Raw genomic sequence first — 26,995 nt, 5'->3', positions numbered from 1 at the left:
AAATAGACCGTATTATGACCGTCAAGAAAATCTGTTGTCGCAGATCAAGGATACGTGGTTTGAATGCCTTGGAAGGATATTTGTTAAACAGCATCCACCCATGATCAAGTTTAAGAATCCACTGGTGGTGTGACGAAAGGTATAATTATGGAACACCCTGTCCTAAATGTCCAAATAAGACTTTAGGGCAGGGGTTTTGCAAAACATCTAAGGAGTTTTGAAACAAATGAGAGAATTTCTTTATGCAGGAGTATCAACTATCGAACAAAATCTGGATACACAAGAAGTTGCCTTGAAAAAAGTTTATCCTAATGGTGCGTATGTATCGGAAAAAAAATCTGGAACGAAGATGGCTAATCGAGATGGCTTAGATCTTATTCTTAGGGTAATCGAACCGGGACAGAAATTAGTCGTCTGTAAACTTGACAGACTCTGCCGTAGCATTTCAGATCTATCAAAGATTACAGCCATATTAAATGAGAAGAAGGCAATCCTCGAAATTTTAGACCAAAAAATTGATACATCAACTGCCACTGGCCGTGCCTTCTTGCAAATGCTTGGGGTGTTTGCTGAGTTTGAAACCAATCTGAGAGCTGAGCGTCAAGCAGCAGGAATTGCCGCTTCAAAGAAGCGATTTGGTCGCCCTCCTGCCTTCACAGAGAAGCAAAAGTTAGAAGTGTTGGCCAAGATCGAGTCAGGAAAATCACATTCTGAGTTGGCCAGGGAATATGGCGTGTCCCGTGCATCAATTTACCGAGCTGTTCAAACGGCGGTCCCAGACGGAAAACCTGTTGAATTCCAAATTGAGCTGCCGGTGGCCGTTAATGCTTGAACTGCTATTCCTTCTCTGGTAAACTTCTATAGTCTTGCTTGGCGGGGCTTGAGAAAATAATTTTAGTCAACAAATTTGTTGACTTATATTAGGAAAACAGGGGCTCTATGAAAAAAGAAATAGCAGATCTTGTGGATTTTTTGGATAATCTCGATTTAGATGATGGTCGATCTTGGGAAGAAATTGAGTTTGATTTAAACTGCGATTTGATTGACGAATAAGGGTGTGAATGAAGATATGCAAAAAGGAGATGACAAATGAAAACTGATATGTCCCCACATGCCATCACCCAAAGAATCAAAAAATCAAGCGAGTTAAGACGATTGTGCATCGCCCTGGGCAGCAATCGATTAACAGAGAGATTAAAACACCCTCCATATTCGAACAGATCAGAAGATCAAATCATTGAAGTATCTCAAATGAAAACCACAAATAATTTTTGGAGAACAAAAACTTATCAAGGCAAGATTCGTTATGTAACGCTATATAGAGAGCGGCTTTCAGACGTTGAATTGAAGAAATTAAAAGACGAATTCTCCGATATTCTAATTGTTGAATCCTTTATTTTCTATTTTTCCGCATACGAAACCAGACCGGTGGAGAGAAGGTTTGGGTGCTTTGAAGAGTTTACGTCTTCTTATATAACAAAAATCGATAGAAAAGCCGGACGGATAGCGGCTCTTAGGCGGTGGTGGCATGTCCAAAAGATGGTAGATGAGAAATCTTGTATTGACCGGGATCGGCCTGACCTTGATTTAGCCGGTGACGATTGGAAGCCTATGGATCTGCCTGACGATGACCGGAAAATTGATTATCTGCCCTGGGAATAAAAGAATGAAAAACGACAGAGGAATACAATATGGCAGAATCCAGATTAGAAATGATGCCGCACTATATCCAAAAATTGAAGGCAGACAAACTTAGACCATCACCATCACCCGAAGAAAAGTTACGGGTCTTTGAATCTCTGCCTTCAGCAGCTCAAAAGTTAGTGAGTCTGCCCGTTTTAGCTACTCATCATAAAGACGATTTTGAATCTCCAATCAATCACTGATAGTCTTGTTTGGTGGAGGCTTGAGAAAATAATTATAGCCTACAAGTTTCTTGACTTATATTGGAAAAAAGGTTGAAAATGGAAATTCCTCTTGAACGCAAACTCTTGTTAAAAAGAGAGTATTATAAGTATTGTCGCAGGAACCAGTCGGTTCTTTTATCACAGGAACAGGCACGAAGGCATTATGGCAAGATCAAAGTATTGGTTTTGGATTTGGAGCGCACTCTTACTACAAGCGTTGATCTTGATACTCATGACTATTGGCCCAGGCCCCATCTTTTCGATTTTCTTGAAGCTGTGAAAGATTTATTCGAACGGATTGTGATTTTCACCGCTGTCCGTGAAGAAGTTTTTCGAATCGTGGCAAAGGGTTTAGTCAAAAAAAAGAAGGCTCCTGAATGGTTTGCAGGAATCGAATATGTTGAATGGCCTCGAACGGGCAAGAAGAATTTATCATACATCCCTGGCATTGAGCCCTTTGAAGCATTGCTGATTGATGATCATTTTGGCTACGTGCATTATGAGCAACTTTTTCAACATATTTTGGTAGGCCCATATGAGGCTATTTACAACTATCATGATCGTGAGCTGCCCCGAGTCCTTGGCATTTTGGAAATGATTATGCACGACACAATCAAAAAGGAAGCGGTCTTGGCTTATCTCAAGCCCTATGTTGACAATCCAGGCTCGGGCATAAGACGGGCATGGCTATTTGGGGATGTGGCCCTGGACAAAGCAGGTGCCAAGAGCACTATCAAGATTGCCCTGGAAATTGATGATGTGGTGAACAAAAAACGGGTTGAAAAGCCTTTTGGACGTGGTATTATGGACCGGGCGCAAGGGGAGTTTGAAAGGTATTATTGGGGTAAAATGGAGTTAATTGCTTATCCTGTGTCTGACATTAATCTCAAAGAAAAGATTTATAATGGAATTCAAATTATCAATTCTTGGGAACCTTTTAATGTTGTTTTTACCCGGGAACCGGACGGAATTGATATCCAATTTCCTGACATCCCTGGGTGCTATGGGTTTTGTCCGGACGATGGCACTGAGCATTTTAAAAGTTTTACGTTGCAAGCTCATAAGCCAGCCGGAGAAGCTTTGGACAAATGGTTGGAAACCGCCACCCCAATTGATTTGCCAAAAAAGCGGATATCAGAAGAAGACTGGAGAAGGCAAAATCCTAAATCGATGATCCAAGAAATTTGGGCACCATTGCCCTGGAGACAAAGATGCTTTGATGAAAAATAAAAAAGATTATGTCAGGTTTTCGGATCTGCCTCTTGAAGAACAAAATCTATTTTGGGAATTCTTGGCAAAAACAGCCCGAAGCCGCCCTATCGGTGAAGGTGATTGTGCCTGGCTAAGCGATTACGAAGAGTTTAATAAAGTTGGTGCTGATCCGTATGCATGTCTTCGAGCTTCCGAGCAATATGCCGGCAAACTTAGAAAAGTGGTCGAAAAGAAAAGATATCAGCCAGGCACAATGCGATGTCTGACAGTAGATCTGAAAGGAAAGGTTGAGAAAAAGTTATGAAAAAGTATAAAGAGCCCTTTGTTTGCCCTCATTGCCAAGCTGATCTGCGTAATCTTGAGGCGGGACCACCGTTTAAAAGGGAAATCCGAGTCAAAATACGGTGCAAGTCTGTGGATTATTTACAATGCCCTGATTGTGACGAGATTATCGCAAAGAGAAATTTAGAGCCGTAAGACCGATCTGCTTAATCCTTGGCATCACACCCGAATAATCCCAATCATTGCCAATACCCTTGCCCTGCCGTGCAGCGCAGCGGAACCCCAGCCACAAGCACTGAGCCGATTGAGCGAACAGAAGAAGAATCCCTTTTGAGCTGCGACACACAAAAACGCCGGGCGTGAGCCCATCCCTAATCCCCACCCTGTTTTGTTGGCTAATTTTCCCTTTCTCTGTGATCTCCAATTCTTTGTTGAAATCCACATAGGATCTCCGGATTTCTAAAAGGATTGTGGTTTGGCATCCAGGAGGATTGTTCGGGATGCCGGAAGAGTTGTTAGTCGGAAACCCAACCTTATCCAATTGTTCAGGGTTTTAAACCCTGGCCTCCCAGGTAGGGTCCCTCGGAAGAGACGGCTTTAAGCCGGAATAATCACCTGGTGGCCACCGGCCATCCATATAATGATCCCCGCCTGGTTGTAATCCCTGGGGAGGGAATGAACCGATTACAGAGATTTCTTTGAAAAACCAAGAGATTCTGTTCATGCTCAGCAAAAAGTTTTCTTTTTAGAAGACCAATAACCCATCTGTGTAACATGCCCCTTTACTAAAAACCGGATCGGAGGGGCCTTGAGACTGGAGATCCGGTTTTTAAAATAGAAAGGGGCATATTAAAAACAAATATTTGCAAATCAAAAAAGGATATTGGTTGCCCGGGATTATGTATGGGTGGACAAGGAAGGTTTGTTCCCCCTCCCCCCGGGTCTTTTAATTTACCCAAGGAAACCCTAATCGGTTATCATACACCATATAGAATAGGTGTTGTCTTTTTCCTGCTTACTGCCAGTAAGGAGAGCGAGATTGCTGTTTCTTTTATTTTTTTAAAACAGATTACTGTAGGTGCTTTCAAGGCACCTCCGAGTATACTCCAAGGCACCTCCAAGGTGCTCCCAAGGTGCCTACAGGATTAATAAATAGAAAATGATAGGTGCTCTCAAGGCACCTTCATCATTTCGGCCTTAAATCATCTGGTGTTATTGGAACAAGGTCTCCGGTTGCTGAATCAATAATGTTCCCGCTTCTTTCCTCAATCGTTGCAGCAGATCCAGAAATTTCTTTGACTGGTCTTGTTGCTGAAACCTCAAGCAATCCAGTCTTCCCTTTCCCTTGATTGACAGCCCCATAAACCTGCTGAGTTCTGTCATTGATATGCCCTAAAGCCAGGGCAATTGACACCCGATCCCAACCATCGGCTTTAAGATCAGCAGAAAATTGATTTCGAAATGAATAGGGGGTGACTTTTTTAAATCCAACTCTCTTTGCGGCCCTGGTAACAGCTTTTTGGAAACTATCTTTGCTTTTAATTTTGATAATATCCTCATTAATTCCTTCTGTCTGGAAGCACTCTTCAATCCCAATGGCATATGAGGAACACGAAGTATCAATAACCAGAATCCTTTCGGGTTGACCTGTACGTTCAGTAACCTTTGCCCCCTGAATCACAAATGTGATTCTCCCTGGGAGATCAATTTTCACTTTTATGCCATTCAATAATTCATGAGGCCGGCATCCGGTCAACATTGCAACAATGGAAGCTGAATAATGCGAATTCTTTGTACGTAATAATTCATCCAACACATTTTTTCGCCAGTCCGTAGGCAGGCCAATAATGTTTTTCCTGTGGCCCACAGCACGGGTCCGTTTGCCCTGGTACTCACTGTCAATCTCTTCGTGGATATGTTGCCGGGTATAATCGCTCTTCAAATTTATTAATTGATTAGCATAATCGCTGATCTGATCACGTAACTGCCTGGCAACTCGTTTATCTTCTTCTCGGGCGATATCTAACTGGCTTAAGTATCTTAGAATGTCTGAGGCAAGACCAATTTGATACGCTGCTTTATATGCATAATAGGAAGCCTTTTTGTAGTTTTTCAAATTAACAAAGTCATGGAACGGCAACCCATAATTTTTAATGCGATCATATTTTTTATGGTAATCTTGCAAGGTCTCAGCTTTGTTTTTCTTAACTGGTTTAATGATGTCCTTTGCAATTTTCCTGGCTTCCTCAGGGGATATTTTTTTGTCAGTCATGAACTTTCCTTGAGATGCTTAAAAGTATTATGGTGCACCGAAACTGGCTCAGTTCAACTCCGGTGCAAGCACCTGCGTTGATTTGATACCTCTTATAAAATATCATACTTCATTTTATAGGAGGTGTCAAACCCCTCACCATATTATCAGGACACTACAGTGTCCAAATAATATAGATTATATGGTGTCCTGATAATATTTATTTTTGCATCTCATTTGATATTTTTTTAATGGGATGGGGAAAAATATGTTGATTGATATCCTGATCGAGAAGCGGATTTGTGTCGGCACTCTGGAAATATAAAAGGGTTGAAAAAACAGGGGGGATAGCCAGCAAAAGTCAATTTCTACAACATGGTAGAGGATGATACCCATGATGATCAGGAAAATGACCTGGACGATGATTACGGTTTTCGAATGTAAATTTTGAAAAACATTGAAGGCCGATTGACCTGGGGCCTTTTTGTTTGGCTAAGAATGATTTTTTTGATATTCAGGTATACGTTCTGGGGTTTTGGGGAGAATCTTTTGGTCCTGACTTTAGCCAGTAAACCCGATAAGATTTTTGGTTTGATCTGTCATATTTTCAAAAAATTCATTAGCTGTTGAATCATTATATCAATGTCCATGTTCCGTGGACGATACAATGACTTTTCAAAATACTGTTGATAGTTATTTTCGCATCAGATCGATCTATTTTAAGTTTTAAAATAGGTGGATCCATGCCCACGGGGATGTTGATGGTCGGGCCGTCCGAATCAAAGGACTCTCTCGGCACCTCCAAAATCGGGGCAAACAATTCCACGGGAATTTCAACTAACTCATAATAAGCCTTTTTCGCAAAATATCTCAATTGAAAAATTGTGTCGACAACATCAATGTATTCTGCAAATAAATCTTTGGTCCGCTTTTCCCTCATGGAAGCTGTACGGCAGTCCTGAATCCATGCCGCCTCCGTTAATTTGCTGATTTTCAATTTTTTTAGATTGAGGCTTTTTGCTTTTGTCGATTTCAGACTTATTCTAAAGTCGTCAACAATCAGATCCCAGAATCTTTCACCGGCGGGTGCCGATTTACAGTTTTTCCCACTTGCATTTAAAGCAGCGATAAAGGCAGAGTCAAAGGTATCCTGAAATAAAGGGGTGTCTTGGAAAGCGTGCTGAGTTAAGATCCTGGACCTGAACTCCTCGGCAAACAGTTCATCGATATATGAGGACCCTTTATTTAACCATTCCTTATAAGGCTTTTTTAAAGCTCCTACAAATTCCGAAACCCTATTTTGTTGAAACTTATTCAGCTCTTCGATTTGCCCTACAAGATCGTCAAGAGGAGTGTCAATTATACTTAAGAATTCGGAGACTCTTTTCTTTTGAAATTTATTGAGTTTTTCAATTTGATCAAACAGCTTGTTCATATTTGTAGGAAACACCTTCAATATCAGAAGTTTTTAAGCTGGTATTTTTTAAAATTAGATTCTCAACGGCGGGTTTTCGCCCGGACAATATCCAGTCTACAAGATGTGCCAACTGATAAGAAACAAGAGGAGGAACCGCATCCCCAATGTGTCTGTATTTATTGGACATTGAATTTCCAGAAAATTTATAGGTGACGGGAAATCCCTGCAATACGCCCATTTCTCTTATCGTGCACAAACGGTCCTTTTCCGGATGTGCGTAACGACCATTTCCGACATGACTGCATTCTCTTTTAATGGTGGGCGCAGGTTTATCCCATGACATTCTGCCGTAAGTGTCGGGGAAAGAGCCGATCTTCCCGGCCTTAAAAAGCTTTTCCATACCGTCAGTAAGAAGATGACGGGTCTTTTTTTGTTTGGTCAAATCGATCCAGGACCCTCCGCTCTTTGGAATGGCCCGAATTCTTGCTTTGACCGCATCTGTTTTAAAGGTGGGAGCTACATTTGCTTTGTCATTTTTATAATCGATAATAGAAAAAGCGTTTCGAACCGTGGTTGCATCCTGATTAACGGTGCGGCCTTCCCATAGATCTTCGATTGTTTTGATTCTTAATGGTTTTTTAACCGCAATAATTAGCGCTCGTTCTCTTATTTGGGGTAACCCGAATTTATTTAAAAAATGAACGGAACCATGAATTTCATAATCATTCTTACGTAAAATATCCGAGAACCCATCAAAATGATGCTTAAACTTACCGTTGAGCAATTCTCTTGCGTTTTCCATTACAATTACGGAGGGTTTTACAGCCATTGCCAATAAAGCGGACTTTGTGACCAAAGAATTGCGAGGATCGTCTTTAAGATGATTTTCGGAATTAGTTCTGGAAAAACCTGTGCATGGAGAACAGGCTATGAAAACATCCACTGTATCGTTCACCATTTCTTTAAATTCTTTGACGGTTATCGTGCCAAGGTCCACATTAAAAGGTTTTATTCCCATGTTAGCATGGTACGTTGAATTGCATTCAAGCTTCCCAGCTCCGGAACTCGGTTTTCCTTTTTCCAAATCAAACGCCGCCAACAAATCAAAATTTCCATGGGCATGGAACCCATAGCTCATGCCCCCAGCCCCCGAAAATAAATCCACTGTTTTCCAAGGAGCTTTATTCATGTTTTTCACTTTTAGTCCTGATAGCTATCATACGTCTTATACGCCTTATGACATTCTTTTCATTTTTTTTCTTTAATTCAAAATCCCAAATTCTTATAACCGACCAGCCTTTTTTTCGCAATTCTTTTGTAACATTTCGATCCCTTCGTTTATTGGAATTTATTTTTTTTTCCCAAAAAGGCCGATTGTTCTCAGGTAATTTCGAATTTTCATGTCCGTGCCAAAACGCACCGTCTATAAAAACCGCAATTTTCAATTTTTCAAAAACGAAGTCCGGTTTTCCAATTATATCGAAATGCTTTTCCCACTCCGTTATTTCCACTTTTTGTAAGAGAGCCTCGAATCGCATCTCCGTTGAGGCATTACCCTTATTCCTCACACGTGACATTATAGCAGATCGTTTTTCTTTGGAAAATACATCCATCGTTTTTAAATAATCCTATCCACCAATTTACCGATAATTGTATTTATAACCAGATAACCAATTGTAAATCAAACTAAATATTAACGTACCTACCCGAAACAAACCGTATCCGATTGAAATACTAATCCCCTCATCCCAACCACTTAAGAATCGAATAATCAAAAAAGCTACACTACCTGGGCGGTTGACTAAGCCTTACCCAGGAGGGCCGAAGCGTTCACAGTCCCTCTCAACAATGAACCAGCGCCAGGTTCATCAAACGATAATAATCCTTGAATTGATACCGGTAAAAATCTACTGGCCATAGTTACCGGCTTGGGAGGTCGACGGGGTTGTTTTTTTTAGCTTAAATAGAAGGCTTGTGTTGTTGTCTTAAAGAATAATAATAAGGACCGCCCTATTAAAATTTGTGACCAAATTGTGACCACTCTAATAAAAAACAGTGAAAACCAATAAAAACTACTACGAAGCAACAAACGGTGAAAGTCTTGTTAATAAAGGCCAAAAAGCGTTAATTGGAATTCATATAAACAGTTGAAACAAGCCGTAATCAGATCGACACGGTAGAAGTCAGCAGTTCAAGTCTGCTCGTGCCTAACATAAAAATCATTACCTCTGACTGCTTCGTTCTATCAACGTTGAATGCTAAGTGAATATTTCCTCCTCCCCCCCCCCAAAAAAAAACAGGACTACACGTTATAATTGACACTGCCATCCAATTCCGAGCTCTGAGTCTTTCTTTTGGAAGTCATGGCCCATTTTCTATTTTTCCTCATCATTATTGATACCATTAATATTCACCCTGGAGTTACTGAATAATATCGTGCATATCATGCTATACTTTATGAACTAAAACATTCAAATTTGATATTAATTCTTCTCACTATTGAAGGGTCAAATTACATTTTTTGGAAGAGGAGAAGAGGGCTGGAAAAATCGAGCTATTGCAGGTGAGAAATTTTTCAATTATAATACAAATTAGGGTTTGAATTATAATTGGTCTTGTTTTTTTTAAAAATAAATATTAACTATGATACCTACCTTTTAATTTCAAAATTCATGATGATTTCAATGTTCTGGTTGCACCTCGACCTCGCTTCCCTTTTATAAAATCCCTTCTTTGTCAGGAGGATATAAAATGACAATTGAAGAACTTATAATTTCATCTATATGTGGCGGATTGATTGGAACTATAGTTTCAGTAGTTGCAAATATTATTTATATGCAACATCGTAAGAAAGTTGATTTAAGTATCAACATCATCAATGATTATTTTCATAAATTCAATGAAATAGGAAATGTAGAAAGCTTATTGAAAAACCCTCCAGTACTTGATGAAAATGCTGGCGAGCTAAATGTCTATAGAAATCTGATTAAAAATGTTGGGAACTGGTATGAACTTGTTGCCTATTTATACATGAACGAAGAACTTGATTTCAAAATAATGAATGGATCGAAACTACCTGAACTTATAGCTGATTTTGGGGATAAAATTAAAACTTCTGATTTTAATTGGGATAAAAAACCAACTTGGGAGAATATCGATTTATTAGAAATTAGAAAAGGAGGCAAACAATGAAAAATTTTCATGAGATTAGTAGGCAAATTCTCATGGTTAAAGAGGAAGTCGAAAACGATTTCGAAATAAATAGTAATATTAGGAATTACATTGTTGGCAGTATGGACTTAACCCTTAAATACCTCAATATGACAATAGAAGGCGCTTCTCCTGTTCCTCCGGCGGTACCCGTTTCATGCACAAACCAAAATTGCCCATGGAAGGAGCCTGTATGTCCAATTTGCAAAAGTAATCTTAAAATCGGTCTATAGACAATAGTAAAATAATATTTTTATTTAAGTGAAACGCTATATGTATGGCGACTTTCTGCCTTGTTAGCTGTTCGGCAACCACTATTGATAGAACTTTATGTAATAGTGAGGGAAATATGAAGACTCTGGCTTGTTCTCTAAATTCAGTTAAATTGTTTAGTAAACGAAAATCCCGGAATGTGTCTATCTACAGTCGCTACAAGCCTTTGATCCAAAGGAGTTGACTTCTTTTGCCAGTGCCCATGGCAACAGATACTCAGTTGGGCAGGGACTTGTATTCATAGTCCTGGATAGGTAAGCCTCTTGCCGGTGATCGAACAAATGATTGAGCTTATAACCCATGAGTCTTTAACAGACTCTTGATTCGCTTTGGATCAACCAGGACAACATAACCACCCTTGGCTGGGACCCCCAATTATTTTCTCATTTTGCATTAACCATCAAAGATTCAGTGGTGCGGGTGTGGTGCACATCAAAAAATAGTTAAATATTTTCAGATAGATAGGTCGGTGATGAGAGGTTCAAATCCTCTCATCTCTACCACTCAAGGACTCGGAATCATAAAAGATTTAGGCTTTTTTATTGGGCTAATTATCTGTTTTACTTTAATGGTGTCCGTCAGAGGCTTAAATCCAGGACTTCCTGATTAAGTTCGTTGGAACACCATAGAAAATTTAAATTTAGGGTAAGGTTGGACGTAGATAGGGGTCAATATTTAACGCTGTTCGACAATTTACATTGATTTGATAATATCAGACCGGTATATATCCGTGTTGTTTTTTAAAAATGAAATAAACCAAGGATAATTGATTTGATCCCAAGCAGTATAGAACCAATTCAGAGTGATTCAAAGATGAAATTTTATTGTCCTCATTGCCAGAAACTTTTGATGAAGGGAAATGTGAAGAGGCTGAATATGACCTGCCTACATTGCCAAGCGTTGATTGATTCTGATGAGAATGATCTTGTCATGCCTGATGTTTTGAACGAAAAATTAGATTGAGTTGGAGGATTAGGTGGAATCCAGAAAGAAAAAAATTTCTGAGATGGTGGGGGACTTTGCAGGCGATTATATTTCTTTAGGTGATGATATTCAAGAAATGCAACAATATCTTCACGCAGCAATCAGTACATGGAATACTGCATGTCTTGATAAAAAAGATCGGCCTCGCCTGATTAAATTTTATATGAAAAGTTATCGAAAAATAAATCCTGGTCAGAATAAAAAAAATTATCAGGGCGTTGAAGATGATTTTAAATTGCTGATCAAACAAAAGATCAAATTATATCCCGATGTGGATGTTCAAATAATTGATGCCCAAATTGAAGAAGTTTATGGGAAAACACATATTAAAGTGGCATCTTTAAATATATAATGATTTAATCCAATGGGATTGTTTTTTGAAAATAATATTATGGTGATCTTATGAGAGTGCTGTTTTGGTATTGTGATAAATTTGCATGGACTCCAACAATTAAAACCCTTGAGCAAGTTCCGGAATCAGAACCGGATGTGCAAGATAACGTTGTCGTTGCCTTTGTGCATGTTGAACCAAAAGATGTTGAGAAGGGCAGTTCATCAGAAACCAAACTTGTAAAAAATGCCAAGTGGCTTGCCAGGAAATGGAATGTCACCAAAATCTTACTTCATTCATTCACCCACCTTGGGGAAGAAAAAGCTGATCCAGATCAGGCAAAGCAGCTCTTAGATAGAGTTCAGGGACGACTTTTGAAAGCAGAGTACGACGTATCTCTGACAGCATATGGCTATTATAATGATTTGGTCATTGAAGCCCCTGGCCATCCTTTGGCAAGAATATTCAAGGAATTTTAAATGCAAAATAGACCAGCAGTAGGTGTTGCCGCAATTGTTATTAAAAATAAAAAAGTGTTATTAGGAAAGCGCTTGAACTCTCATGGGGCAGGGGCTTGGGCCTTTCCTGGAGAGGTGGACATTTGGAATTAAACGAATCTATTGAAGATTGTGCAAAAAGAGAAGTCTTTGAAGAAACAGTTCTTTCAATTAAAAATCTTCATCGGGCTACTTTTACAAACGATATTTTTGAAAAAGAAAAAAAGCATTACGTGACTTTGTTTGTTCTCTCTGAATATGATTCCGGGAAACTCCAATTAAAAGAACCGGATAAATGTGAAAAATGGGATTGGTTTAATTGGAATAAGTTTCCAGAACCTTTGTTTCTGTCTTTGAAGAATTTATTGGATCAAGGGTTTAGAACTGAAGGTACGAATTGATTATCCGGTTAATTAAGGGAAAATAATGAAATCAGAACATTACGTATTGAGTAAATTTGCAAATGAAATTGCTGAACAGATATCAAGAAAGACTATTTTCGGACTTCAAGGTATTAAGGAGACCCTTTCTGGGGATGCCTGGGACTTTAATAACAGTTGGGATGACATTTGTGCCCAATTCCAATCTGGGCTATATAATTGAGGGGGTGCTTATGACGAAGCGATATATGCTTTTATCTTGGGATATATTGAAGACTTGAAAGAACATGAAAAATTTGCGCTTTGGTTTCAAACAGATGAAGGATGGGACTGGATTTATGACAATGCAGAAGATTCAAAAGAGCATCCTCCTGTGTACAATGCAGACATAGCTCATTATGTTGTTAAAGAATATTTATACTCCAAAGCAAAGGCTTGGTCTAACAAAAGGATAAGAGCATTTTTAGATTGGTATTAATCTCAAGAATCTAAGGTGTTTACTGAATTTATCGTTCACATCGTCAGGGCAAACGAATCCTGTAAATTCATCTTCCTCTCTGAATAATCATTCTTTTATGGAGTTTTGAGAGCTGGCTCATACCCTTTGTTGTACCGGCAGCGACCATGATGGAACTGGCTAAAAAGGGTTTTAAGTTTGATGTGATTATTAGGGGGCTCCTGTTTTGTATATTTAAATTTTAATGCGTCAGTTTGATGCGGCCAACCTTTAATTCCATGTCCTGGAAGGCATCTATATCAGCAAGCGGAATCTGCCAGCCATTCAAAACCTTTTTGGCTCCCGAAAACCGATTTTTCCGGAGATGCATATGAATAGTGGGGCCGGCAAGACCTGTTTTATCGGCCACTTCTTTGATTGACATATAGTCTTTTGGTGGAGGGTCCAGGAAATATTCTATAGCTGACTCTGGGATCTCCCAGGACTTCCCGGTCTTAACTGACCCAGGGAGCTTGCCACGCCTCAGATGATGATGGACGGTTGTGATTCCCACTCAGAGCCTTGCTGCTACCTCTTTGATTGTCAGAGTCTTCTGTTTGTCCCTTTTTTTGTATTCCAGAAAATTCTTTGTTAAGGTCCCCACCGACAGGGGGATGGTGGTGGGCTTTCCGTTTTCCTTATGAAAAATTTTTGAGAATCAAAACCTTGGGTTTTCAGAAAGAAAATTGAAAACCCAGGATTTTGTATGGGGACCATTATTGTTTTTTGATGATTTTGATTGTAGCTTCAAGCCAAGTGAGGGCAGTTTTGTCGGTAATGCTGTCTGTTTTCCCACGGACAGATTACCTTTCGTTTCGGTATCCCGTGAATTTTTTGCCATTAACAAGAAATCCATGTCCGGGAATTGGCGGTGTAAAGCTTTTATGATGTTTCCGATTTCCTGATGCGTTTTCATATGTTGATCTCCATATAATTTATTGATTATCCAGGCCGATTTCCGGCCCTGTCGTCCCAGGGCCATAAAATCGGCTCAAGTTATTTTTTGGTTGGAGACCCGGAAGGTTGGTTCCGGATCTCCAGGGAATTGTTAAGGAAGAATTCTTAAAAGTTTTTCATAAGCTTCATTATGGAAATCCGCAAGTCTTTCTTCGGCTTCCATGACGAATTTGTCCCATTCATCGGACGTATAGACGCTCTCTATGCCGCCATTGCCTTTTATCTTCAAACCCTTATTTACTTCATCCAGCCATTCTCCGCCTGCTTTCGCTCTATAGAGATCATCTTCATCAGGGAGAACAGACACATCATCAGAGAGTGCCCAAAAAGATTCTTTTTCGTTTCCGGTGGTTGTCCTTCGTTCCTCATCATCATCGAATTCCTGGGGGCAATGATGCTCAAAATAGAGGTCGTTTAGTTCAACCATGAGGTCACCGTACAACAAATTATCCTTGATTTGATTGTCGGTATAGAGTTTTACGATGTATTGGCAGTCAAGGCATCGGTTGATGGCCATCTCGATATCATATAGGCAATCAATATCCTCGATCAGTTCGTCAAAATCGGGGTCTTGGTCTGTCTCGGCACCATCTGTAAGCAAAACGCCATCTTCTACAAATTCACGGTATGTAACGGTCTTGCCGTCTATTGTGATATCGGCAGTGAGTATTTCATATCCGGGATCAGAAGGATCTTCTTTGGGATCTTTGAATTCTGGTGTTTGGTCCATTTCAATATTGCTTTCAATTTCATTGATGAAAATATGAATTGTTTTTCCATCAACTTCAATTTCTGTTTCGTTTTTTTCGATTTTTGTAAATGCTGTAAATGCCATCGTCGTTCTCCTAATATTTAAGTTGTCCAAACCCGCATGGCCCATGCCATTTGGGGTCTATCATATGGTTTATTTGGCCCCCGTTTAAGGTCGGGGAACACCTGTTTAATATTGGATACTTATTCGTCTTCGTTGGCTTCCATTTCAGCTTCCATCTCAGCTTCCATCTCCAAGAACGCTTTATCCCTGGCCTCACATTCCTGCTCAGCCGCCCAATCGCATTCCTCGTCAAGGGTCATATTTTCAGGGAATAGATCGTAAAAATCAATGACATGCTGGAGCGTCTGATGCCTGGATTTGGTTTGCTGTGAAAGATGATGGCCATCCATCCATTGGCAAACTTCCCAAGGGGTATAGGTGCTCTGTTGAGGTTCCCATGAAACAAATTTATCTTCTTTCGCCAGTGCGTCGTCCACCTTTTTTTCCAGTTCTTCTATTTCTTTTTTTGTTGTCATTGTCTTTTTCCAATTATTTTTATTGATTATCCAGGCCGATTTCCGGCCCTGTCGTCCCAGGGCCATAAAATCGGCTCAAGTTGTTCTTTGGTTTTTGGAAATCCGGGAACTGGTCCCGGATCTCCATATATTGAGGATTAGTCGGTATGATTTGACAGGTCATGATCCTCTTCGTAGACATACTCGTCTTCGCATTCGGCAAGAGGCTCTCTATCCCACTGGGCGGCTTGTTCTTCGTCCCAATCTGGCTGGTTCGCCGCTTCATAGAATTTTTTCACAGCATTTTCCCAATCTTCAACATTTTCGACTTGCTCTTCATAGTATCCGAGCACACAATCGATAACGTCACCCAGGAGCTTGTCATAGTCCTCTTTACAAACCTTTGAGATCCACGCTTCCCGGTCCATGTCGTTGTAATTATGCACATCATCATATTGCACGGCATAGAAGCCTTCAAGGTCAGCTTCCAGGCTCTCACATTCAATAAATTCCAGGGTGTCTTCTGCACTCTCAAAGATAAGCTCAGTCATTTGTTCGATAGTCAGGGCCTTTGTTTCCATGTCGTCCCCGTCGTCCAGATATCTTTCAATGGTTTCTTCTTTGTCAAGCAAGAGAAATTCAGAAAGATCAATGTAAAAATTTCCATCCATCTCAGAATTGCCGGGAGTATCAACCCGGGTACCGATTTCACCATCCCTGGTATCAATCTCAATAATAACCTTTAGATTATCGGTATTGCCACCCCAGGTCCAGAGCCCTTTTTTCTTGATCAACTCGGAAAAGGTGTTCCCGTCTTCCAAATATTTGTTAACGATGGCCTTGATTTCTTCCTGGCCCATGATTTCGATTCCTTCTTTGCTGCTGTAATCTTTGATAGTTGTGATTCTTTTATCCATGGTGTTCTCCCTGGTGTTTTAAGTTGTTCAAACCCGCCTGGCCCATGCCATTTTGGGGTCCTGCATATGTTTTATTTGATCCGGTTGTGAGAAGGTCGGGGAACACCTTTTTTAAATTGGGGGCCGGATTATCCTAACCCCAGGGGGTTTCTTGTTATTTGAAGGATTCACATACACAATCAAGATCATCGGCCAGATATTCACAGTGATTCAATTTGGCCGTATATACGCCATCTTGCTCAACAGATTCGCTTTCAAATTCTTCAATCCGATTCGCTGTGCCGGCAAAATCAGAGTAACCACATTCAACCTGGACACTCTCAAGGATATCTGCCCGATCTACCGTGAGCAACAGGCAGGTATCACCGGCTTTTTTATTGAAATTTTTGGCTGTGAATTTTACAGCACCACTATAAAAAGCAACCCCTTCCATGGCAGAAATATACTTTTGAATAATTTTTGCATCTTTTGCCGATTTTGGTTTTACGATCCATGCTTTAAAGCTCATGTTAAATTTCCTTTTTTCTTGTTATTTTCTTTTGAAGGTTAATCCCTCATTCATTACGTATATTGTACTATTTTTTTATATGCTGTGTCAATGATTTACCTAATAAAATCAGTAGTTTGCTAAAATATAGACAAAACCAAAACCGGGCCCCTAATCTGCTGAAATCATGCCCCGTCCTGATATTCGGCCAACAATTACCCGTTTCCAATTGTTGCCAATATACATAGTGGGATGCTGTGATTTTTCATGATAGACAAAAGCGTTGTGGGTATACAGACAGCCGTTCTCCCGGACTTCTCCTATTATTTTATGGCTTCCATCAGTGCCGGGGATAGGCGTATGGATTTTTAAATATGATGACACTGAAGAAACCAGTGAAAAGAATGGAAATTTGTCTTTCAAACCCTTCTTAGATAGGGCTTCAACCGAACATTCGGATTCCAGATAATCGGTAAACCCGACGATATATTTACAATGTATGCCAGCCAAGCGAAGGTTGTGGGCTTCCCTGAGGAAGTTATGCACTCCAATTCAGACTCCAGCAAAAAGGTATTCTTTGCATCTTTGGGATTAGGTGCCTCCTCAATCAAAGACTGATAGACAGAGTCGCCTGAAATGTTTCAAGACATATCGGTTATCCAATAAGCAGGAGATTTAAAATAAAGTTTATGTATAAAAAATGAATCGTATTATCGGAACACACGCACAAGATACATGACAATATCTGGAAAAAAGGTGGCCGTCATCATGGCAGCCACCCATGCTCCGAGGAATGGCCATGCTTCTCTGGCTATCGCTCCCATTTTCTCCTTGCAGACAGGAGCTGCTATCCATAATTGAGGGCCCATTGGAGGCGTTATTTCTCCAATTAAGGAGTTTGTTACGGCTAAAACACCATAAAATACCGGATCAATACCCAAACTTATAACACTTGGGATAAAAAGGGGAAGCACAATTATGACCATGGGAAGGCTTGAAAAGAAAAACCCCATAACAAGCAACACAGCATTGACCATAAGCAAAAATCCGAGGGGACCTAAATCCATTGCAGCGACATATCCGGTAATCATCTGGGGAAGCTCGACATAGGCAAACATCCGTCCCATAAGATCAGAACCGATAATAAGAAAATAGATCATTGAACTTATTTTAGCAGTATCGATGGCTGCATCTATGATACCTTTAAAATTGAGTCCGCCATATACAAACAAACCGATTAATAACGAATAAAGGGTTGCAACCGATGCAGCCTGAGTCGGGCTGAAAAAACCACCATAAATTCCACCGAGCACTATGACAGGCATAAAAATCAAAGGAAGCACTTTTATGAACGTTTGTTTTTTGACTTTCCAGGAAGCCTTTGGCATGGTTGCATATTTTCTTTTTTTACAGATAATTACTGCCACAATACACATAAAAAAAGCTGTGAGAAGTCCCATACCGACTCCCCCCATAAAAAGATCAACAATGGAGATCCTGTTTAAGGCACCAAAAATAATAAAAAAAAGACTTGGTGGAATAAGAAGCCCAAGTTCGGCAGAGGTAACGGCAAGACCGGCTGCAAAAGGTCTATCATATCCGGCTTCCACAAAAATAGGAACCATGACAGTACCGATGATAGCCAGACAGGCTGCTGCAGAACCGGATATAGATCCCAAGAATGCCGCAAAAATTATCCCGGCAACAGCAAGGCCACCCGGTAAAGTGCCAAAAGTAGCTTTGACAAAGTCACTTAAGGGAACCATCCCTCCACTTCTAAGTATCAAGTTTCCTGCAAGTATAAAAAAAGGACAGGCTAAAAGTGGATATGAATTTATGGATGAAAAAAATATCTGTGCAAGTGCTTCAAGAGACATTCCCATGGAAAAAAGAGCAATTATACTGGAACCAAACGCAAAGGCAATTGCAAGGGGAGTTCCGCTCAAAAACATCAGGACCATCAAAGCCATTCCAATATAAACAAAATAATCCAATTCTGCCTCCAAGGGATATTATTCTTTTTTTAGTGTTATTTATATTTTTTAATTATTTTAAAAAATTCAATTATACTAATAATTGTAAAGATTCCCATACCCAGTGGTATGCATAGTTCTACGATCCACTTAGGTATGGGAATATATTTGGGGAAAACAGCTTCTCTTAGATAAAGCATTCGGACCAGGGCAAAACCGCCGATAGTCACAGCGAAACTATATATAGCGGTAGCCGTAATGTTGAAAAGGTCGAGTAAGAGCCTTGCCCTTCCATGAAGCTTGTTTGCCATAAAATCAATAGAAACATGTCCGTTTTCGGCAATAAGGGGGCCACCAATGAGAAGCATCGCCCATACTGTTATCCATACCGGCAGATCAATTATAAAATCATAGGTAGTATGAAAAACGACACGGCCCACAATTTCTCCGAGACTAATGCCCACTGCAATAAAAAGCAGTAATCCGCAAAAGATCTCAAGTGTCCTGTAAACTTTTCGTTCATGGCCTCCTTTATTCATGGCTCACCATCCTTATTATTTAAAATAAGTTCCGAGATTATCTTGCTGAATCTATTGCTTTGATTAGTTCAGGATCAATCTTTTCAAACATATCTTCAAAGGAAGTCCTCATAGTCTTCTGCCATAGTGCAACTTCAGCATTATCAAATTTAACGGCTGTAAGATTTGGATTGTCATCCCATTCTTTCAAGGAAGTCTGCTCAAACTTTGAATAAAATCTGGATGCATCAATTTGGTCAAAAGGGGTATTCAAAGCGCCACGAACTTTTTCAGGCAAAGAGTTCCACCATTTCGTATTTGCAACCATGCATATGGGTTGATTACCAAAGGGAACGACAACTGCATATTTTGTATGCCTTGGAAGTTCAAAATACCCGACACCACCTGTAAAATCTGTCAGAAGTCCCTCAATCATATTAGTCTGGAGGGCTGTCACAACTTCAGTATATGGAAGTGCGATGGGCGTAGTATTAAGGCTTTTTAACGCCTTGGCAAAAGCTTCTCCACCTGCAAAACGAATTTTTTGTCCTTTAATATCTGCTAAAGAATTGATGGGACCTGTTTTTGTAAACATATACCAAGTACCTGTATCAAAGAGCCATTTGATAATCGTCACACCTTTTTTTTCTGCCATTTTTTGATGAAGAGCTTTCCATGCAGGAGTGTCCATTGTTCGTAAATAATGGTCCCAGTTTTCAAAAACTCCTGGAGTTTCTCCAAGTTTCCATGCAGGGTCTAATGACTCAAGAAAATGTGGGCCGGAGTATGTCATCTGGATAGCACCGTTAGAGACGGCTTCCAGTGCCTCGCTTTGGTTGCCGTATAGCATTCCCTTATCATAGATTTTAAATTCATATTTATCCTTTAACTCAGGATGGGTTTGGGTAAGGCCAATAATAGAGTTTATATAAAGGTTAATTCCGATTTGCTCAGCAAATGCTGGATACATAGGTGTCGCTGTTGACATTACAATTTTTTTTGCTTTGCCCGCCATGACTGTTCCGGGGAGTAATAAGGTGAAGCCTGAGACCAGAAAAAAGATAAACATGGTGATAATTGTCGTAAATTTTCTTTGCATTGCTTTTCTCCTCATTTTATTAAAAAAATTAAAAGGTTAAAACATCACTGCTATGGGATAACAAATCCTCACCAAGGGCTTGGTTTAGGATCTCAATAGCTTTATCTATCTGGGTTTCATTGATTATAAACGGAGGGCCGAACATGATCATATCTCCAGACTGCCCTCTATCACATCCACCCGAATATTCGATAAACATCCCTCGCTTAAGGCATTCTGCTGCCAAACGGGCTGAAAATGCATATTTCGGATCAAGGGTTTTTTTGGTTTTCTTGTTTTCAACGAATTCAATCCCCCTCATCAGTCCTTTTCCCCTGATATTGCCGACCATTGGATGGGAATATAAATCTTGAAGCTTATGATCAAGGTATTCACCCATTTTTTCGCATTGGGCAATAAGGTCATGCTCATATAGATAATCAATGGTTTTTGACACAACAGCACATCCAAGGGGATTGCCGCCCCAGGAGTGACCTGCACCAAACATACCGGAATTATCAGCAATTTTTTTATGTATGTAACCTGGAACAGCAACAGCTCCTATCGGAAAATAACCTCCTCCAAGCCCCTTACCAAGGGCCAAAATATCAGGAACAACATCAAAGTGCTCATATGCAAACATCTTTCCAGTCCGACCCATTCCGGTCATTACTTCATCAAACATTAACAGAACATCAAATTTGTCGCAAATTTCTCTAATACGTTCAAAATACCCTTTTTTAGGAACAACTCCGCAAAGAGACATGCCTGAAATAGGCTCAGCAAGAAAAACAGATACATTGTCAGGCCCAAGGCACATGATTTCATTTTCAAGCGCATTTGCACATTCCAGGTTGCAGGTATCTGGTGTTTTATTAAACCAGCACCGGTAACAATAAGCGGGTGGTATATGAGTAAAATCATGGAGATATGGTAAAAAATCGGATCTTCGGCTTGTACTGCCTGTCCAGGCGAGGGCTCCTGCTGTGCTACCATGATAACTTTGCCATCTTGAGATCACACGGGTTTTAAATGGTTTGCCATTATCAAGATGATATTTCCTGGCAATTTTCACACCAATTTCTACGGCTTCAGTACCACCTGAAACGAAAAAAACTTTCTCCATAGCATAATCAGAAGCCTTACAAACCTTTTTAGCTGCTTCTTCAAGAGGAGGATTCGTAAAATCAATGCGATGGACATAGGAGAGCTTCTTCGCCTGAGTTCCGATGACATTTGCCATCTCATCAATTCCGTGACCAAGGTTGCACAAGATTGGGCCGCCTGAAGCATCAATATATTCATTCCCTTTATCATCATAAAGATAAATACCCTTTGCATTGGCAATGGAAATATATTCCCGGTTCAGGAAAAAATGAAAAACATTGGATAAATCATTTGAGATGTTTGTTTCCATTGTTATTCCTCCTGTTCAATAATTTACATGGTCGGTAATATCTGCGATATCCTTTTAGCGAGATCCATGATGATCTCGGAATATTTTTTCTCTATTTCTTCCTGCGAATGTTGGCTGGCCAGAAAATCAAAACAAATAGCGCCTGCAGCTTTTTTTGTATTTATATTTATTAAAGGTGCTCCGAGTGCTATTAAGCCTGGAACAAATTCCTCGTTGTTTAAAGAATATCCCCGTTCCTTTATTGTTTTTAATTCCTGGTAAAGTTTTTCTTTATCAAGGATCGTTCTACTGGTTTTATGCTCAAATGGTAACTCATTGACGATTTCATCCATTTCTTTTTTTGGAAGAAATGCAAGAACAGCTTTTCCAAGAGCAGTGCTGTTAAGATTTTTAATTATCGTCGGAAGTTGATAGGGTAATGCATTGTTTGTTTCTTTTCTATATATGATAAGAAGAGAATCAGAATCCAGAAGAGCCGTATCTATGTTTAGTCTATAGTTATCACATACTTCATCTACTATTGGTTTGATCATTTGAACTAAGTCAAAGCCCCTTAGAAAGCCATGTCCCATGGAAATGGCTTTCGGCCCGAGTTTAAGAATTTTCGTTTCTGGATTTTTATTTAAAAATCCCAGTTCAACAAAGGTATTCACAAACCTGTAAGTAGAGGTCATATTTATATTTGTTAGCTTTGAAACTTCTGACTGGGTGCATTCCATGCGATCTTGATTAAAAAGACTTAGTATCCGTAGTCCCTTTTCAAGAGTTGTAGAAAAATAATGAGATTTCGCTTTCGTCATTTGAATGGCCTTGTTTACTATAATAGTAAATGCTTTACGATTATAGTTAATTATTAGTTCTTCAGTTTCTTGCTGTCAAGAGAAAATAAAAAACAGTCAGCATATGCCTGTTAAAAAATGATTAGAAAATGGAAGATATATGATATGTGTTCATACTTATGGCTGATAAAAAATTTTTCAATTTAACAGATATTACCAAACGAGTGCAGCATTACCTGCAGCCGGCAGTGGGTAAATCCTTTTGGCTGAAAGCCGAGATATCCTCCGGGAGGGAAAGAGGTGGGTCTTTCTACTGCAACCTGGTTGAGACCGATTCTAATGGAAAAATTCTGGCCAAATTGAGTTGCACGATCTGGTCCCGGGATTTATCAAGAATTAGAAATAAGTTTCAAGATCAAAATCTGTCGCTAAAACTTGATGATGGGACCTCAGTTGGCTTTCAATGCGCCATCCAATACAACCCTCAATATGGGTTGTCTCTAAAAGTTGAGGATGCAGATCCAGCATTTGCCCTGGGGGAATTGGAATTAAAGAAACGAGAGATCTTAGATCAACTTGCAAAAGAGGGCCTATTCGAGAAAAACAGAGGAAGAAGGGTCCCAATGCTTCCCCAAAAAATAGGTTTGATAACAAGCCAGGGGAGCGCCGCTTACAATGATTTTGTTAAAACCCTTCAAAGCTCTAAATTTGGTTTTGAAATCATTGTGGCAGATTCCAATATGCAGGGGCCTCAAACCGAGACTTCAGTTCTCCAGGCATTAAGTGTGTTGGAAAAGCTTAATATTGACCTTGTGGTAATTATCAGGGGCGGTGGAAGTAAAACCGATTTATTCTCCCTTGATAATGAAAATATTGCCAGAGCCATTGCAAGCCATAAAATGCCCGTTTGGACAGGCATAGGCCATGAGATTGATACGAGTGTGCTCGATTACGTTGGAAACCGGTCTTTCAAGACACCAACGGCTGTTTCTGAAGAGTTGGTTGCAAGATTCATTGAAATGGATCGTCATCTTAATGAATCCAGAAACAGACTCAAATCAACCTGGGATTATCGGTTTGAAGGGGAAAGGGCTTGGGTCTCTGAATCAAAGACAGGTATTCGGGAAGGCACTCGAAAGCTGATTGATATCCTGAAAAGTGATTTGAAAAGCAAGGCCAATCAATTGGCGGTCAAGGTGAATACTCGCCTGGCAACCGAAAAGGGTATGGTCTCTGTTTCGAAAAGCAGGATTGTGTCTTTGCCAGAAAACAGAATCAAAGAATATAGACGGGATATCGGATATTTTAAATACCGGTTCAGTAAAGATAAAATTCTGGTCCAGCTTAAAAATGAACGAGCTGCCCTCCGCATTAAAAAATCAACACTGAAAGCATATGACCCAAAGACAAGTTTAGAAAGGGGATTCTCTCTAATTTACAATAAGGCCGGCAAACTCCTTAAATCTGTTTCGGAGATTTCCCAGAACGAAACGATAATAACTCAATTAGGTGACGGACGACTGACCAGTATCATAGAAACAATAGAGGTGAAGACAAATGAACGAAATTGATATCTCAAAGATGACCTACGAACAAAAATCTGAAAAACTGGATGAAATATTAAACCGGCTTGATAGATCAGAAACGCCTATTGATGAACTGGCCGAGGATGTAAAATTAGGTGCCAGATTAATCAAGGAGCTTGATAAAAAATTGAAGGCCGTTGAAACTGAAGTTAAAGATGCTTTTAAAGAATTAGAGGATCAAGAAACCTGAACCTCTGCAAAGATATGTTTAAACCCCCTTTGAATCTGTAATTGATAACTCAAAACTGAAAGGTTATGAAATGAAATTCCTTATGCAAATAGTTTATATGTTTTTGTTTATATTAGTGTTAATACCCATGATGAAAGGGTTGCCATTCTTGTGGGTATTCCTGAGCGAAAAAGGGCTTGAAGTTCACAGAACAATTCAAGCAATTCCGATGATAATATTCGCTCTTCTTGTTTTATACTCTCTTTGGTTAGCCAAAGAGTCGGCTGAAGCGTTCGCCGAAGGTGATTGCCTTTTTGTAGAAGCCATTATTATCTCTTTTAAAAAATCGCTCTTATATCTTCCATTCTTGCCAATTGTCGGAGGTTACTTTGAGAAACAAGAACGCAATAAACAGAAACGATCCGACACAAAAGAGATAGATCCCCAGACTCGGTTTGATAGGGACCTTTAAATGGAAATAAGTATTATGTCTTCCAAAAATAAACGAACAATTGAACATTTCAAAGGTTGTATAATTGGTGGAGCAATTGGAGATGCGTTGGGTGCACCAATTGAATTCATGTCGATTGATCAAATCCGATCTATCTTCGGGCATCCTGGACTGACTGATTATTCAGAAGCATATGGTCGAAGAGGTTCCATTACCGATGATACTCAAATGACTTTATTCACAGCCGAAGGTTTGATTTTATCAAAAGTCAGACAGGAATATCAGGGGGATAAAGGGATAATAACTGCTGTTTACCATGCTCTTTTAAGATGGTTATATACCCAAGAAACAAATCGTCAAGATACTCTTATTCAAAATCATGGGACCTGTTCAATTGTGGATGGAGTATTAACAGGCTATAAAGAACTTTTTTCATTAAGAGCGCCAGGGAATAGCTGTTTGTCTGCTTTGAATTCTGGAAGAATGGGGACTATTGAAAGCCCCATTAATGACAGCAAAGGTTGCGGCGGTGTCATGAGAATTGCACCAGTCGGACTCGCCTACAATGATGCTGAAAAAGCATTTCAAATTGGTTGTGAATGTGCAGCGATTACACACGGTCATCCTACTGGTTATCTGAGCTCCGGGGTTTTGGCTGCTCTAATTTCCATGATTCTTTCAGGAGGCTCTCTTGTATATGCAATTGATGAATCTATTAGGATTTTGAAAAATGAGAAAAATAATAGAGAAACATTAGAGACAATTGATAAAGCAATGGGGATGATGGGTAAAACAACTCCTGGACCTGGTGTCATAGAAGATATTGGAGCAGGATGGGTGGCAGAAGAAGCTTTGGCTATCAGTATTTATTGTGCATTGGTTGCCGGCGATGATTTTAAAAAAGGGGTTTTGCTTTCAGTTAATCATTCAGGCGATAGTGATTCGACTGGTTCCATTACTGGGAATATTTTGGGTGCATTGTATGGTCTTGATATTCTCCCTAAAAATTGGGTTATAAACCTTGAACTAAAAGAGCTAATTGAAGAGACTGCTGGCGATCTGTTTGATCAATTCGGATGAACAAATTTAGCAGAAAGAGAAATTGATTCAAATCATGACAGAGATACTTATTTAATCACCGATCTCCTCCAAATTTAATCTCCGTTTCTTGCTTTCCAAATTCCTCTGCTTCCTGACAGTCAACTCAGAAAAAAACTCTAATCCAGTCAGTTTCTCAATTTCATCAATAGTTGTCACATAATCCATGAAATCATTGGTCCCGGGTTCTTGAGGAAAAATGAATGAGACAGCTTTTAAGGTGCTCAAATATCCTTTTTTGAATGCAATTATTTTATAAAATTCATCAGGGATAGCAACGCCAGATTCTAATTTCTCTGGTGGATTCTTTTTAAATATGGGACCGGTTATGACATAAACACTATGGATCTGTTTGTTCGTTGTATCATCTTGGGAAATTTCATCCCTGATTTTACCTTCCAGACTCTTCCAGATCCCCCTGTTTAATGCTGGGGTCTGTGGACAGATATTTGACATTAAATAGGTTTCAAGCTGCGCCATTTGTCCATACTGTTCCATCATTGCAAAGTTTGGGATCATATGCCCTCGATCATATCCAGAGCTTGTATAATCTTCATGGGTTACCTTCGAATCAGTTCTGGTATCAACATAAAAGATCCAGGGGCGTTCCCATTCCTGGATCGATTCAGTTTTTTTGTTCCCCAATCGATATACCGCCCACAATGGATTCTTTAGTTTTTCAGAATAACCAACAGCATATCCTGTATTGACAAGGATTTTGAAATCAGATCTTACATTTTGGGCAACTGGTAAGCCGCCGTATGTGAATAGTTGGGTGCGGTGGATATTGGGGATGTCGTTGGCATATATGGGCGTGATATTGAATAACAGAATTATCGCAAATAGGATAAATTTTTGCATTGAAGGCTCCAATAATTTGAACTCATTCAGTTTCAGGTTTAACCAGATCCTTCTCATCAGCGCTTATCATTTTCTGACAATAATGACACACCATATTCAATTTTTGAACATTTCCTTTGAAAAGGAATCTATCGCAATGCGGGCAATAATAGGATTTCAGGTTTGGATAATTTTGCATTGGTGGGACTATCGGTT

General features: G+C 39.7%; 34 protein-coding genes. 18 read left to right on the top strand and 16 right to left on the bottom strand.

Going from position 1 to position 26,995, the window contains the following annotated elements; genetic code table 11:
- Positions 1–226 precede the first annotated feature (226 nt).
- The 6 genes from ACZ45G_RS13315 to ACZ45G_RS13290 all read left to right on the top strand — a co-directional run bounded on the left by ACZ45G_RS13315 (position 227) and on the right by ACZ45G_RS13290 (position 3,596).
- Positions 227–832 (top strand): recombinase family protein, encoded by a 606-nt coding sequence (locus ACZ45G_RS13315; protein ID WP_464178858.1) that lies wholly within the window; start codon positions 227–229, stop codon positions 830–832.
- 257 nt (positions 833–1,089) lie between these two features.
- Complete coding sequence (locus tag ACZ45G_RS13310; protein WP_464178856.1) at positions 1,090–1,662, top strand: hypothetical protein; 573 nt, start codon at positions 1,090–1,092, stop codon at positions 1,660–1,662.
- Between the two features lie 29 nt (positions 1,663–1,691).
- Positions 1,692–1,886: a hypothetical protein gene (locus ACZ45G_RS13305; RefSeq protein WP_464178854.1), complete on the top strand. Its 195-nt coding sequence runs from the start codon at positions 1,692–1,694 to the stop codon at positions 1,884–1,886.
- 78 nt (positions 1,887–1,964) lie between these two features.
- Positions 1,965–3,137: an NIF family HAD-type phosphatase gene (locus ACZ45G_RS13300; RefSeq protein WP_464179951.1), complete on the top strand. Its 1,173-nt coding sequence runs from the start codon at positions 1,965–1,967 to the stop codon at positions 3,135–3,137.
- Positions 3,127–3,423: a hypothetical protein gene (locus ACZ45G_RS13295; protein WP_464178852.1), complete on the top strand. Its 297-nt coding sequence runs from the start codon at positions 3,127–3,129 to the stop codon at positions 3,421–3,423. Before ACZ45G_RS13300 ends, ACZ45G_RS13295 begins: the two co-directional genes overlap by 11 nt.
- Positions 3,420–3,596 carry a YfgJ family double zinc ribbon protein gene (locus tag ACZ45G_RS13290; RefSeq protein ID WP_464178850.1) on the top strand — a complete coding sequence of 59 codons (177 nt, stop codon included), beginning with the start codon at positions 3,420–3,422 and terminating at the stop codon, positions 3,594–3,596. The genes ACZ45G_RS13295 and ACZ45G_RS13290 overlap by 4 nt, the downstream gene beginning before the upstream one ends.
- Here the strand turns inward: ACZ45G_RS13290 and ACZ45G_RS13285 are convergent.
- The 5 genes from ACZ45G_RS13285 to ACZ45G_RS13265 all read right to left on the bottom strand — a co-directional run bounded on the left by ACZ45G_RS13285 (position 3,568) and on the right by ACZ45G_RS13265 (position 8,682).
- The gene (locus tag ACZ45G_RS13285; protein WP_464180075.1) at positions 3,568–3,843 is read right to left on the bottom strand and encodes a hypothetical protein; all 276 of its coding nucleotides are present in this window, start codon (positions 3,841–3,843) and stop codon (positions 3,568–3,570) included. The two genes, ACZ45G_RS13290 and ACZ45G_RS13285, sit on opposite strands and share 29 nt — an antisense overlap.
- Positions 3,844–4,587: 744 nt before the next feature.
- On the bottom strand, positions 4,588–5,673 hold the full coding sequence (locus ACZ45G_RS13280; RefSeq protein WP_464178848.1) for a site-specific integrase: 1,086 nt from the start codon (positions 5,671–5,673) through the stop codon (positions 4,588–4,590).
- A 613-nt stretch (positions 5,674–6,286) separates the two neighbouring features.
- Complete coding sequence (locus ACZ45G_RS13275; RefSeq protein ID WP_464178846.1) at positions 6,287–7,087, bottom strand: hypothetical protein; 801 nt, start codon at positions 7,085–7,087, stop codon at positions 6,287–6,289.
- Positions 7,071–8,234 (bottom strand): DNA cytosine methyltransferase, encoded by a 1,164-nt coding sequence (locus tag ACZ45G_RS13270; RefSeq protein WP_464178844.1) that lies wholly within the window; start codon positions 8,232–8,234, stop codon positions 7,071–7,073. The genes ACZ45G_RS13275 and ACZ45G_RS13270 overlap by 17 nt, the downstream gene beginning before the upstream one ends.
- A 16-nt stretch (positions 8,235–8,250) precedes the next feature.
- Positions 8,251–8,682: a very short patch repair endonuclease gene (locus ACZ45G_RS13265; RefSeq protein WP_464178842.1), complete on the bottom strand. Its 432-nt coding sequence runs from the start codon at positions 8,680–8,682 to the stop codon at positions 8,251–8,253.
- A 1,138-nt stretch (positions 8,683–9,820) separates the two neighbouring features.
- Between ACZ45G_RS13265 and ACZ45G_RS13260 the strand changes: the two genes are divergently transcribed.
- The 8 genes from ACZ45G_RS13260 (at position 9,821) to ACZ45G_RS13225 (ending at position 13,222) form a co-directional block, all read left to right on the top strand.
- Entirely contained in the window at positions 9,821–10,261 is a 441-nt protein-coding gene (locus ACZ45G_RS13260) for a hypothetical protein (protein WP_464178840.1), read from the top strand.
- On the top strand, positions 10,258–10,512 hold the full coding sequence (locus ACZ45G_RS13255) for a hypothetical protein (protein WP_464178838.1): 255 nt from the start codon (positions 10,258–10,260) through the stop codon (positions 10,510–10,512). Before ACZ45G_RS13260 ends, ACZ45G_RS13255 begins: the two co-directional genes overlap by 4 nt.
- A gap of 1,016 nt (positions 10,513–11,528) precedes the next feature.
- Complete coding sequence (locus ACZ45G_RS13250) at positions 11,529–11,888, top strand: hypothetical protein (protein ID WP_464178836.1); 360 nt, start codon at positions 11,529–11,531, stop codon at positions 11,886–11,888.
- 50 nt (positions 11,889–11,938) lie between these two features.
- The gene (locus ACZ45G_RS13245; protein WP_464178834.1) at positions 11,939–12,346 is read left to right on the top strand and encodes a threonyl-tRNA synthetase editing domain-containing protein; all 408 of its coding nucleotides are present in this window, start codon (positions 11,939–11,941) and stop codon (positions 12,344–12,346) included.
- A complete protein-coding gene (locus ACZ45G_RS13240) occupies positions 12,347–12,478 on the top strand; it encodes a hypothetical protein (RefSeq protein ID WP_464178832.1) in 132 nt (43 codons plus the stop codon).
- A complete protein-coding gene (locus tag ACZ45G_RS13235; protein WP_464178830.1) occupies positions 12,469–12,765 on the top strand; it encodes a nucleotide triphosphate diphosphatase NUDT15 in 297 nt (98 codons plus the stop codon). The genes ACZ45G_RS13240 and ACZ45G_RS13235 overlap by 10 nt, the downstream gene beginning before the upstream one ends.
- A 25-nt stretch (positions 12,766–12,790) precedes the next feature.
- Entirely contained in the window at positions 12,791–12,967 is a 177-nt protein-coding gene (locus tag ACZ45G_RS13230) for a hypothetical protein (RefSeq protein ID WP_464178828.1), read from the top strand.
- 54 nt (positions 12,968–13,021) lie between these two features.
- The gene (locus tag ACZ45G_RS13225) at positions 13,022–13,222 is read left to right on the top strand and encodes a hypothetical protein (protein WP_464178826.1); all 201 of its coding nucleotides are present in this window, start codon (positions 13,022–13,024) and stop codon (positions 13,220–13,222) included.
- Positions 13,223–13,442: 220 nt separating this feature from the next.
- On the opposite strand, the gene ACZ45G_RS13220 is transcribed toward ACZ45G_RS13225, so the two are convergent.
- From ACZ45G_RS13220 to ACZ45G_RS13175, 10 genes are all read right to left on the bottom strand, one after another.
- Entirely contained in the window at positions 13,443–13,625 is a 183-nt protein-coding gene (locus ACZ45G_RS13220) for a hypothetical protein (protein ID WP_464178824.1), read from the bottom strand.
- 663 nt (positions 13,626–14,288) lie between these two features.
- Complete coding sequence (locus ACZ45G_RS13215) at positions 14,289–15,032, bottom strand: hypothetical protein (protein WP_464178822.1); 744 nt, start codon at positions 15,030–15,032, stop codon at positions 14,289–14,291.
- Between the two features lie 119 nt (positions 15,033–15,151).
- Positions 15,152–15,487, bottom strand: coding sequence for a hypothetical protein (locus tag ACZ45G_RS13210; protein WP_464178820.1), 336 nt, complete (start codon positions 15,485–15,487; stop codon positions 15,152–15,154).
- A gap of 137 nt (positions 15,488–15,624) precedes the next feature.
- Entirely contained in the window at positions 15,625–16,383 is a 759-nt protein-coding gene (locus tag ACZ45G_RS13205; protein WP_464178819.1) for a hypothetical protein, read from the bottom strand.
- Positions 16,384–16,537: 154 nt separating this feature from the next.
- Positions 16,538–16,891, bottom strand: a complete 354-nt coding sequence (locus ACZ45G_RS13200; protein ID WP_464178817.1) for a hypothetical protein — start codon at positions 16,889–16,891, stop codon at positions 16,538–16,540.
- Positions 16,892–17,580: 689 nt separating this feature from the next.
- Positions 17,581–18,822: a TRAP transporter large permease gene (locus ACZ45G_RS13195; protein ID WP_464179949.1), complete on the bottom strand. Its 1,242-nt coding sequence runs from the start codon at positions 18,820–18,822 to the stop codon at positions 17,581–17,583.
- Positions 18,823–18,899: 77 nt separating this feature from the next.
- Positions 18,900–19,382, bottom strand: coding sequence for a TRAP transporter small permease (locus ACZ45G_RS13190; protein WP_464178815.1), 483 nt, complete (start codon positions 19,380–19,382; stop codon positions 18,900–18,902).
- A gap of 37 nt (positions 19,383–19,419) precedes the next feature.
- On the bottom strand, positions 19,420–20,460 hold the full coding sequence (locus ACZ45G_RS13185) for a TRAP transporter substrate-binding protein (protein ID WP_464178813.1): 1,041 nt from the start codon (positions 20,458–20,460) through the stop codon (positions 19,420–19,422).
- A 28-nt stretch (positions 20,461–20,488) separates the two neighbouring features.
- Positions 20,489–21,856, bottom strand: coding sequence for an aminotransferase family protein (locus ACZ45G_RS13180; protein WP_464178811.1), 1,368 nt, complete (start codon positions 21,854–21,856; stop codon positions 20,489–20,491).
- 23 nt (positions 21,857–21,879) lie between these two features.
- Positions 21,880–22,656 (bottom strand): IclR family transcriptional regulator, encoded by a 777-nt coding sequence (locus ACZ45G_RS13175; RefSeq protein ID WP_464178808.1) that lies wholly within the window; start codon positions 22,654–22,656, stop codon positions 21,880–21,882.
- A 158-nt stretch (positions 22,657–22,814) separates the two neighbouring features.
- Here ACZ45G_RS13175 and xseA point away from each other — a divergent pair, with 158 nt between their 5' ends.
- The 4 genes from xseA (at position 22,815) to ACZ45G_RS13155 (ending at position 25,921) form a co-directional block, all read left to right on the top strand.
- Positions 22,815–24,206: an exodeoxyribonuclease VII large subunit gene (gene xseA / locus ACZ45G_RS13170; RefSeq protein WP_464178806.1), complete on the top strand. Its 1,392-nt coding sequence runs from the start codon at positions 22,815–22,817 to the stop codon at positions 24,204–24,206.
- The gene (xseB, locus tag ACZ45G_RS13165; RefSeq protein ID WP_464178804.1) at positions 24,193–24,411 is read left to right on the top strand and encodes an exodeoxyribonuclease VII small subunit; all 219 of its coding nucleotides are present in this window, start codon (positions 24,193–24,195) and stop codon (positions 24,409–24,411) included. Before xseA ends, xseB begins: the two co-directional genes overlap by 14 nt.
- Before the next feature lie 70 nt (positions 24,412–24,481).
- On the top strand, positions 24,482–24,862 hold the full coding sequence (locus ACZ45G_RS13160) for a hypothetical protein (RefSeq protein ID WP_464178802.1): 381 nt from the start codon (positions 24,482–24,484) through the stop codon (positions 24,860–24,862).
- Entirely contained in the window at positions 24,863–25,921 is a 1,059-nt protein-coding gene (locus ACZ45G_RS13155; protein WP_464178800.1) for an ADP-ribosylglycohydrolase family protein, read from the top strand. It abuts the gene before it with no gap.
- Positions 25,922–25,972: 51 nt separating this feature from the next.
- On the opposite strand, the gene ACZ45G_RS13150 is transcribed toward ACZ45G_RS13155, so the two are convergent.
- On the bottom strand, positions 25,973–26,800 hold the full coding sequence (locus tag ACZ45G_RS13150; RefSeq protein WP_464178798.1) for a DNA/RNA non-specific endonuclease: 828 nt from the start codon (positions 26,798–26,800) through the stop codon (positions 25,973–25,975).
- Positions 26,801–26,995: the final 195 nt, after the last annotated feature.

Source organism: Desulfoconvexum algidum (assembly GCF_055382125.1).
The sequence above is the reverse complement of the archived record's forward strand: the minus strand, read 5'-3'. Positions and strand labels throughout refer to the sequence as shown.

Excerpts from the sequence above, each read along its gene's own strand:
- ACZ45G_RS13315 (WP_464178858.1), top strand. The coding sequence starts at position 227 with ATGAGAGAATTTCTTTATGCAGGAGTATCAACTATCGAACAAAATCTG.
- ACZ45G_RS13310 (WP_464178856.1), top strand. The coding sequence starts at position 1,090 with ATGAAAACTGATATGTCCCCACATGCCATCACCCAAAGAATCAAAAAA.
- ACZ45G_RS13305 (WP_464178854.1), top strand. The coding sequence starts at position 1,692 with ATGGCAGAATCCAGATTAGAAATGATGCCGCACTATATCCAAAAATTG.
- ACZ45G_RS13300 (WP_464179951.1), top strand. The coding sequence starts at position 1,965 with ATGGAAATTCCTCTTGAACGCAAACTCTTGTTAAAAAGAGAGTATTAT.
- ACZ45G_RS13295 (WP_464178852.1), top strand. The coding sequence starts at position 3,127 with ATGAAAAATAAAAAAGATTATGTCAGGTTTTCGGATCTGCCTCTTGAA.
- ACZ45G_RS13290 (WP_464178850.1), top strand. The coding sequence starts at position 3,420 with ATGAAAAAGTATAAAGAGCCCTTTGTTTGCCCTCATTGCCAAGCTGAT.
- ACZ45G_RS13280 (WP_464178848.1), bottom strand. The coding sequence starts at position 5,673 with ATGACTGACAAAAAAATATCCCCTGAGGAAGCCAGGAAAATTGCAAAG.
- ACZ45G_RS13275 (WP_464178846.1), bottom strand. The coding sequence starts at position 7,087 with ATGAACAAGCTGTTTGATCAAATTGAAAAACTCAATAAATTTCAAAAG.
- ACZ45G_RS13265 (WP_464178842.1), bottom strand. The coding sequence starts at position 8,682 with ATGGATGTATTTTCCAAAGAAAAACGATCTGCTATAATGTCACGTGTG.
- ACZ45G_RS13260 (WP_464178840.1), top strand. The coding sequence starts at position 9,821 with ATGACAATTGAAGAACTTATAATTTCATCTATATGTGGCGGATTGATT.
- ACZ45G_RS13255 (WP_464178838.1), top strand. The coding sequence starts at position 10,258 with ATGAAAAATTTTCATGAGATTAGTAGGCAAATTCTCATGGTTAAAGAG.
- ACZ45G_RS13245 (WP_464178834.1), top strand. The coding sequence starts at position 11,939 with ATGAGAGTGCTGTTTTGGTATTGTGATAAATTTGCATGGACTCCAACA.
- ACZ45G_RS13240 (WP_464178832.1), top strand. The coding sequence starts at position 12,347 with ATGCAAAATAGACCAGCAGTAGGTGTTGCCGCAATTGTTATTAAAAAT.
- ACZ45G_RS13230 (WP_464178828.1), top strand. The coding sequence starts at position 12,791 with ATGAAATCAGAACATTACGTATTGAGTAAATTTGCAAATGAAATTGCT.
- ACZ45G_RS13220 (WP_464178824.1), bottom strand. The coding sequence starts at position 13,625 with ATGTCAATCAAAGAAGTGGCCGATAAAACAGGTCTTGCCGGCCCCACT.
- ACZ45G_RS13215 (WP_464178822.1), bottom strand. The coding sequence starts at position 15,032 with ATGGCATTTACAGCATTTACAAAAATCGAAAAAAACGAAACAGAAATT.
- ACZ45G_RS13210 (WP_464178820.1), bottom strand. The coding sequence starts at position 15,487 with ATGACAACAAAAAAAGAAATAGAAGAACTGGAAAAAAAGGTGGACGAC.
- ACZ45G_RS13205 (WP_464178819.1), bottom strand. The coding sequence starts at position 16,383 with ATGGATAAAAGAATCACAACTATCAAAGATTACAGCAGCAAAGAAGGA.
- ACZ45G_RS13200 (WP_464178817.1), bottom strand. The coding sequence starts at position 16,891 with ATGAGCTTTAAAGCATGGATCGTAAAACCAAAATCGGCAAAAGATGCA.
- ACZ45G_RS13195 (WP_464179949.1), bottom strand. The coding sequence starts at position 18,822 with ATGTTTTTGAGCGGAACTCCCCTTGCAATTGCCTTTGCGTTTGGTTCC.
- ACZ45G_RS13190 (WP_464178815.1), bottom strand. The coding sequence starts at position 19,382 with ATGAATAAAGGAGGCCATGAACGAAAAGTTTACAGGACACTTGAGATC.
- ACZ45G_RS13185 (WP_464178813.1), bottom strand. The coding sequence starts at position 20,460 with ATGCAAAGAAAATTTACGACAATTATCACCATGTTTATCTTTTTTCTG.
- ACZ45G_RS13180 (WP_464178811.1), bottom strand. The coding sequence starts at position 21,856 with ATGGAAACAAACATCTCAAATGATTTATCCAATGTTTTTCATTTTTTC.
- ACZ45G_RS13175 (WP_464178808.1), bottom strand. The coding sequence starts at position 22,656 with ATGACGAAAGCGAAATCTCATTATTTTTCTACAACTCTTGAAAAGGGA.
- xseA (WP_464178806.1), top strand. The coding sequence starts at position 22,815 with ATGGCTGATAAAAAATTTTTCAATTTAACAGATATTACCAAACGAGTG.
- xseB (WP_464178804.1), top strand. The coding sequence starts at position 24,193 with ATGAACGAAATTGATATCTCAAAGATGACCTACGAACAAAAATCTGAA.
- ACZ45G_RS13160 (WP_464178802.1), top strand. The coding sequence starts at position 24,482 with ATGAAATTCCTTATGCAAATAGTTTATATGTTTTTGTTTATATTAGTG.
- ACZ45G_RS13155 (WP_464178800.1), top strand. The coding sequence starts at position 24,863 with ATGGAAATAAGTATTATGTCTTCCAAAAATAAACGAACAATTGAACAT.
- ACZ45G_RS13150 (WP_464178798.1), bottom strand. The coding sequence starts at position 26,800 with ATGCAAAAATTTATCCTATTTGCGATAATTCTGTTATTCAATATCACG.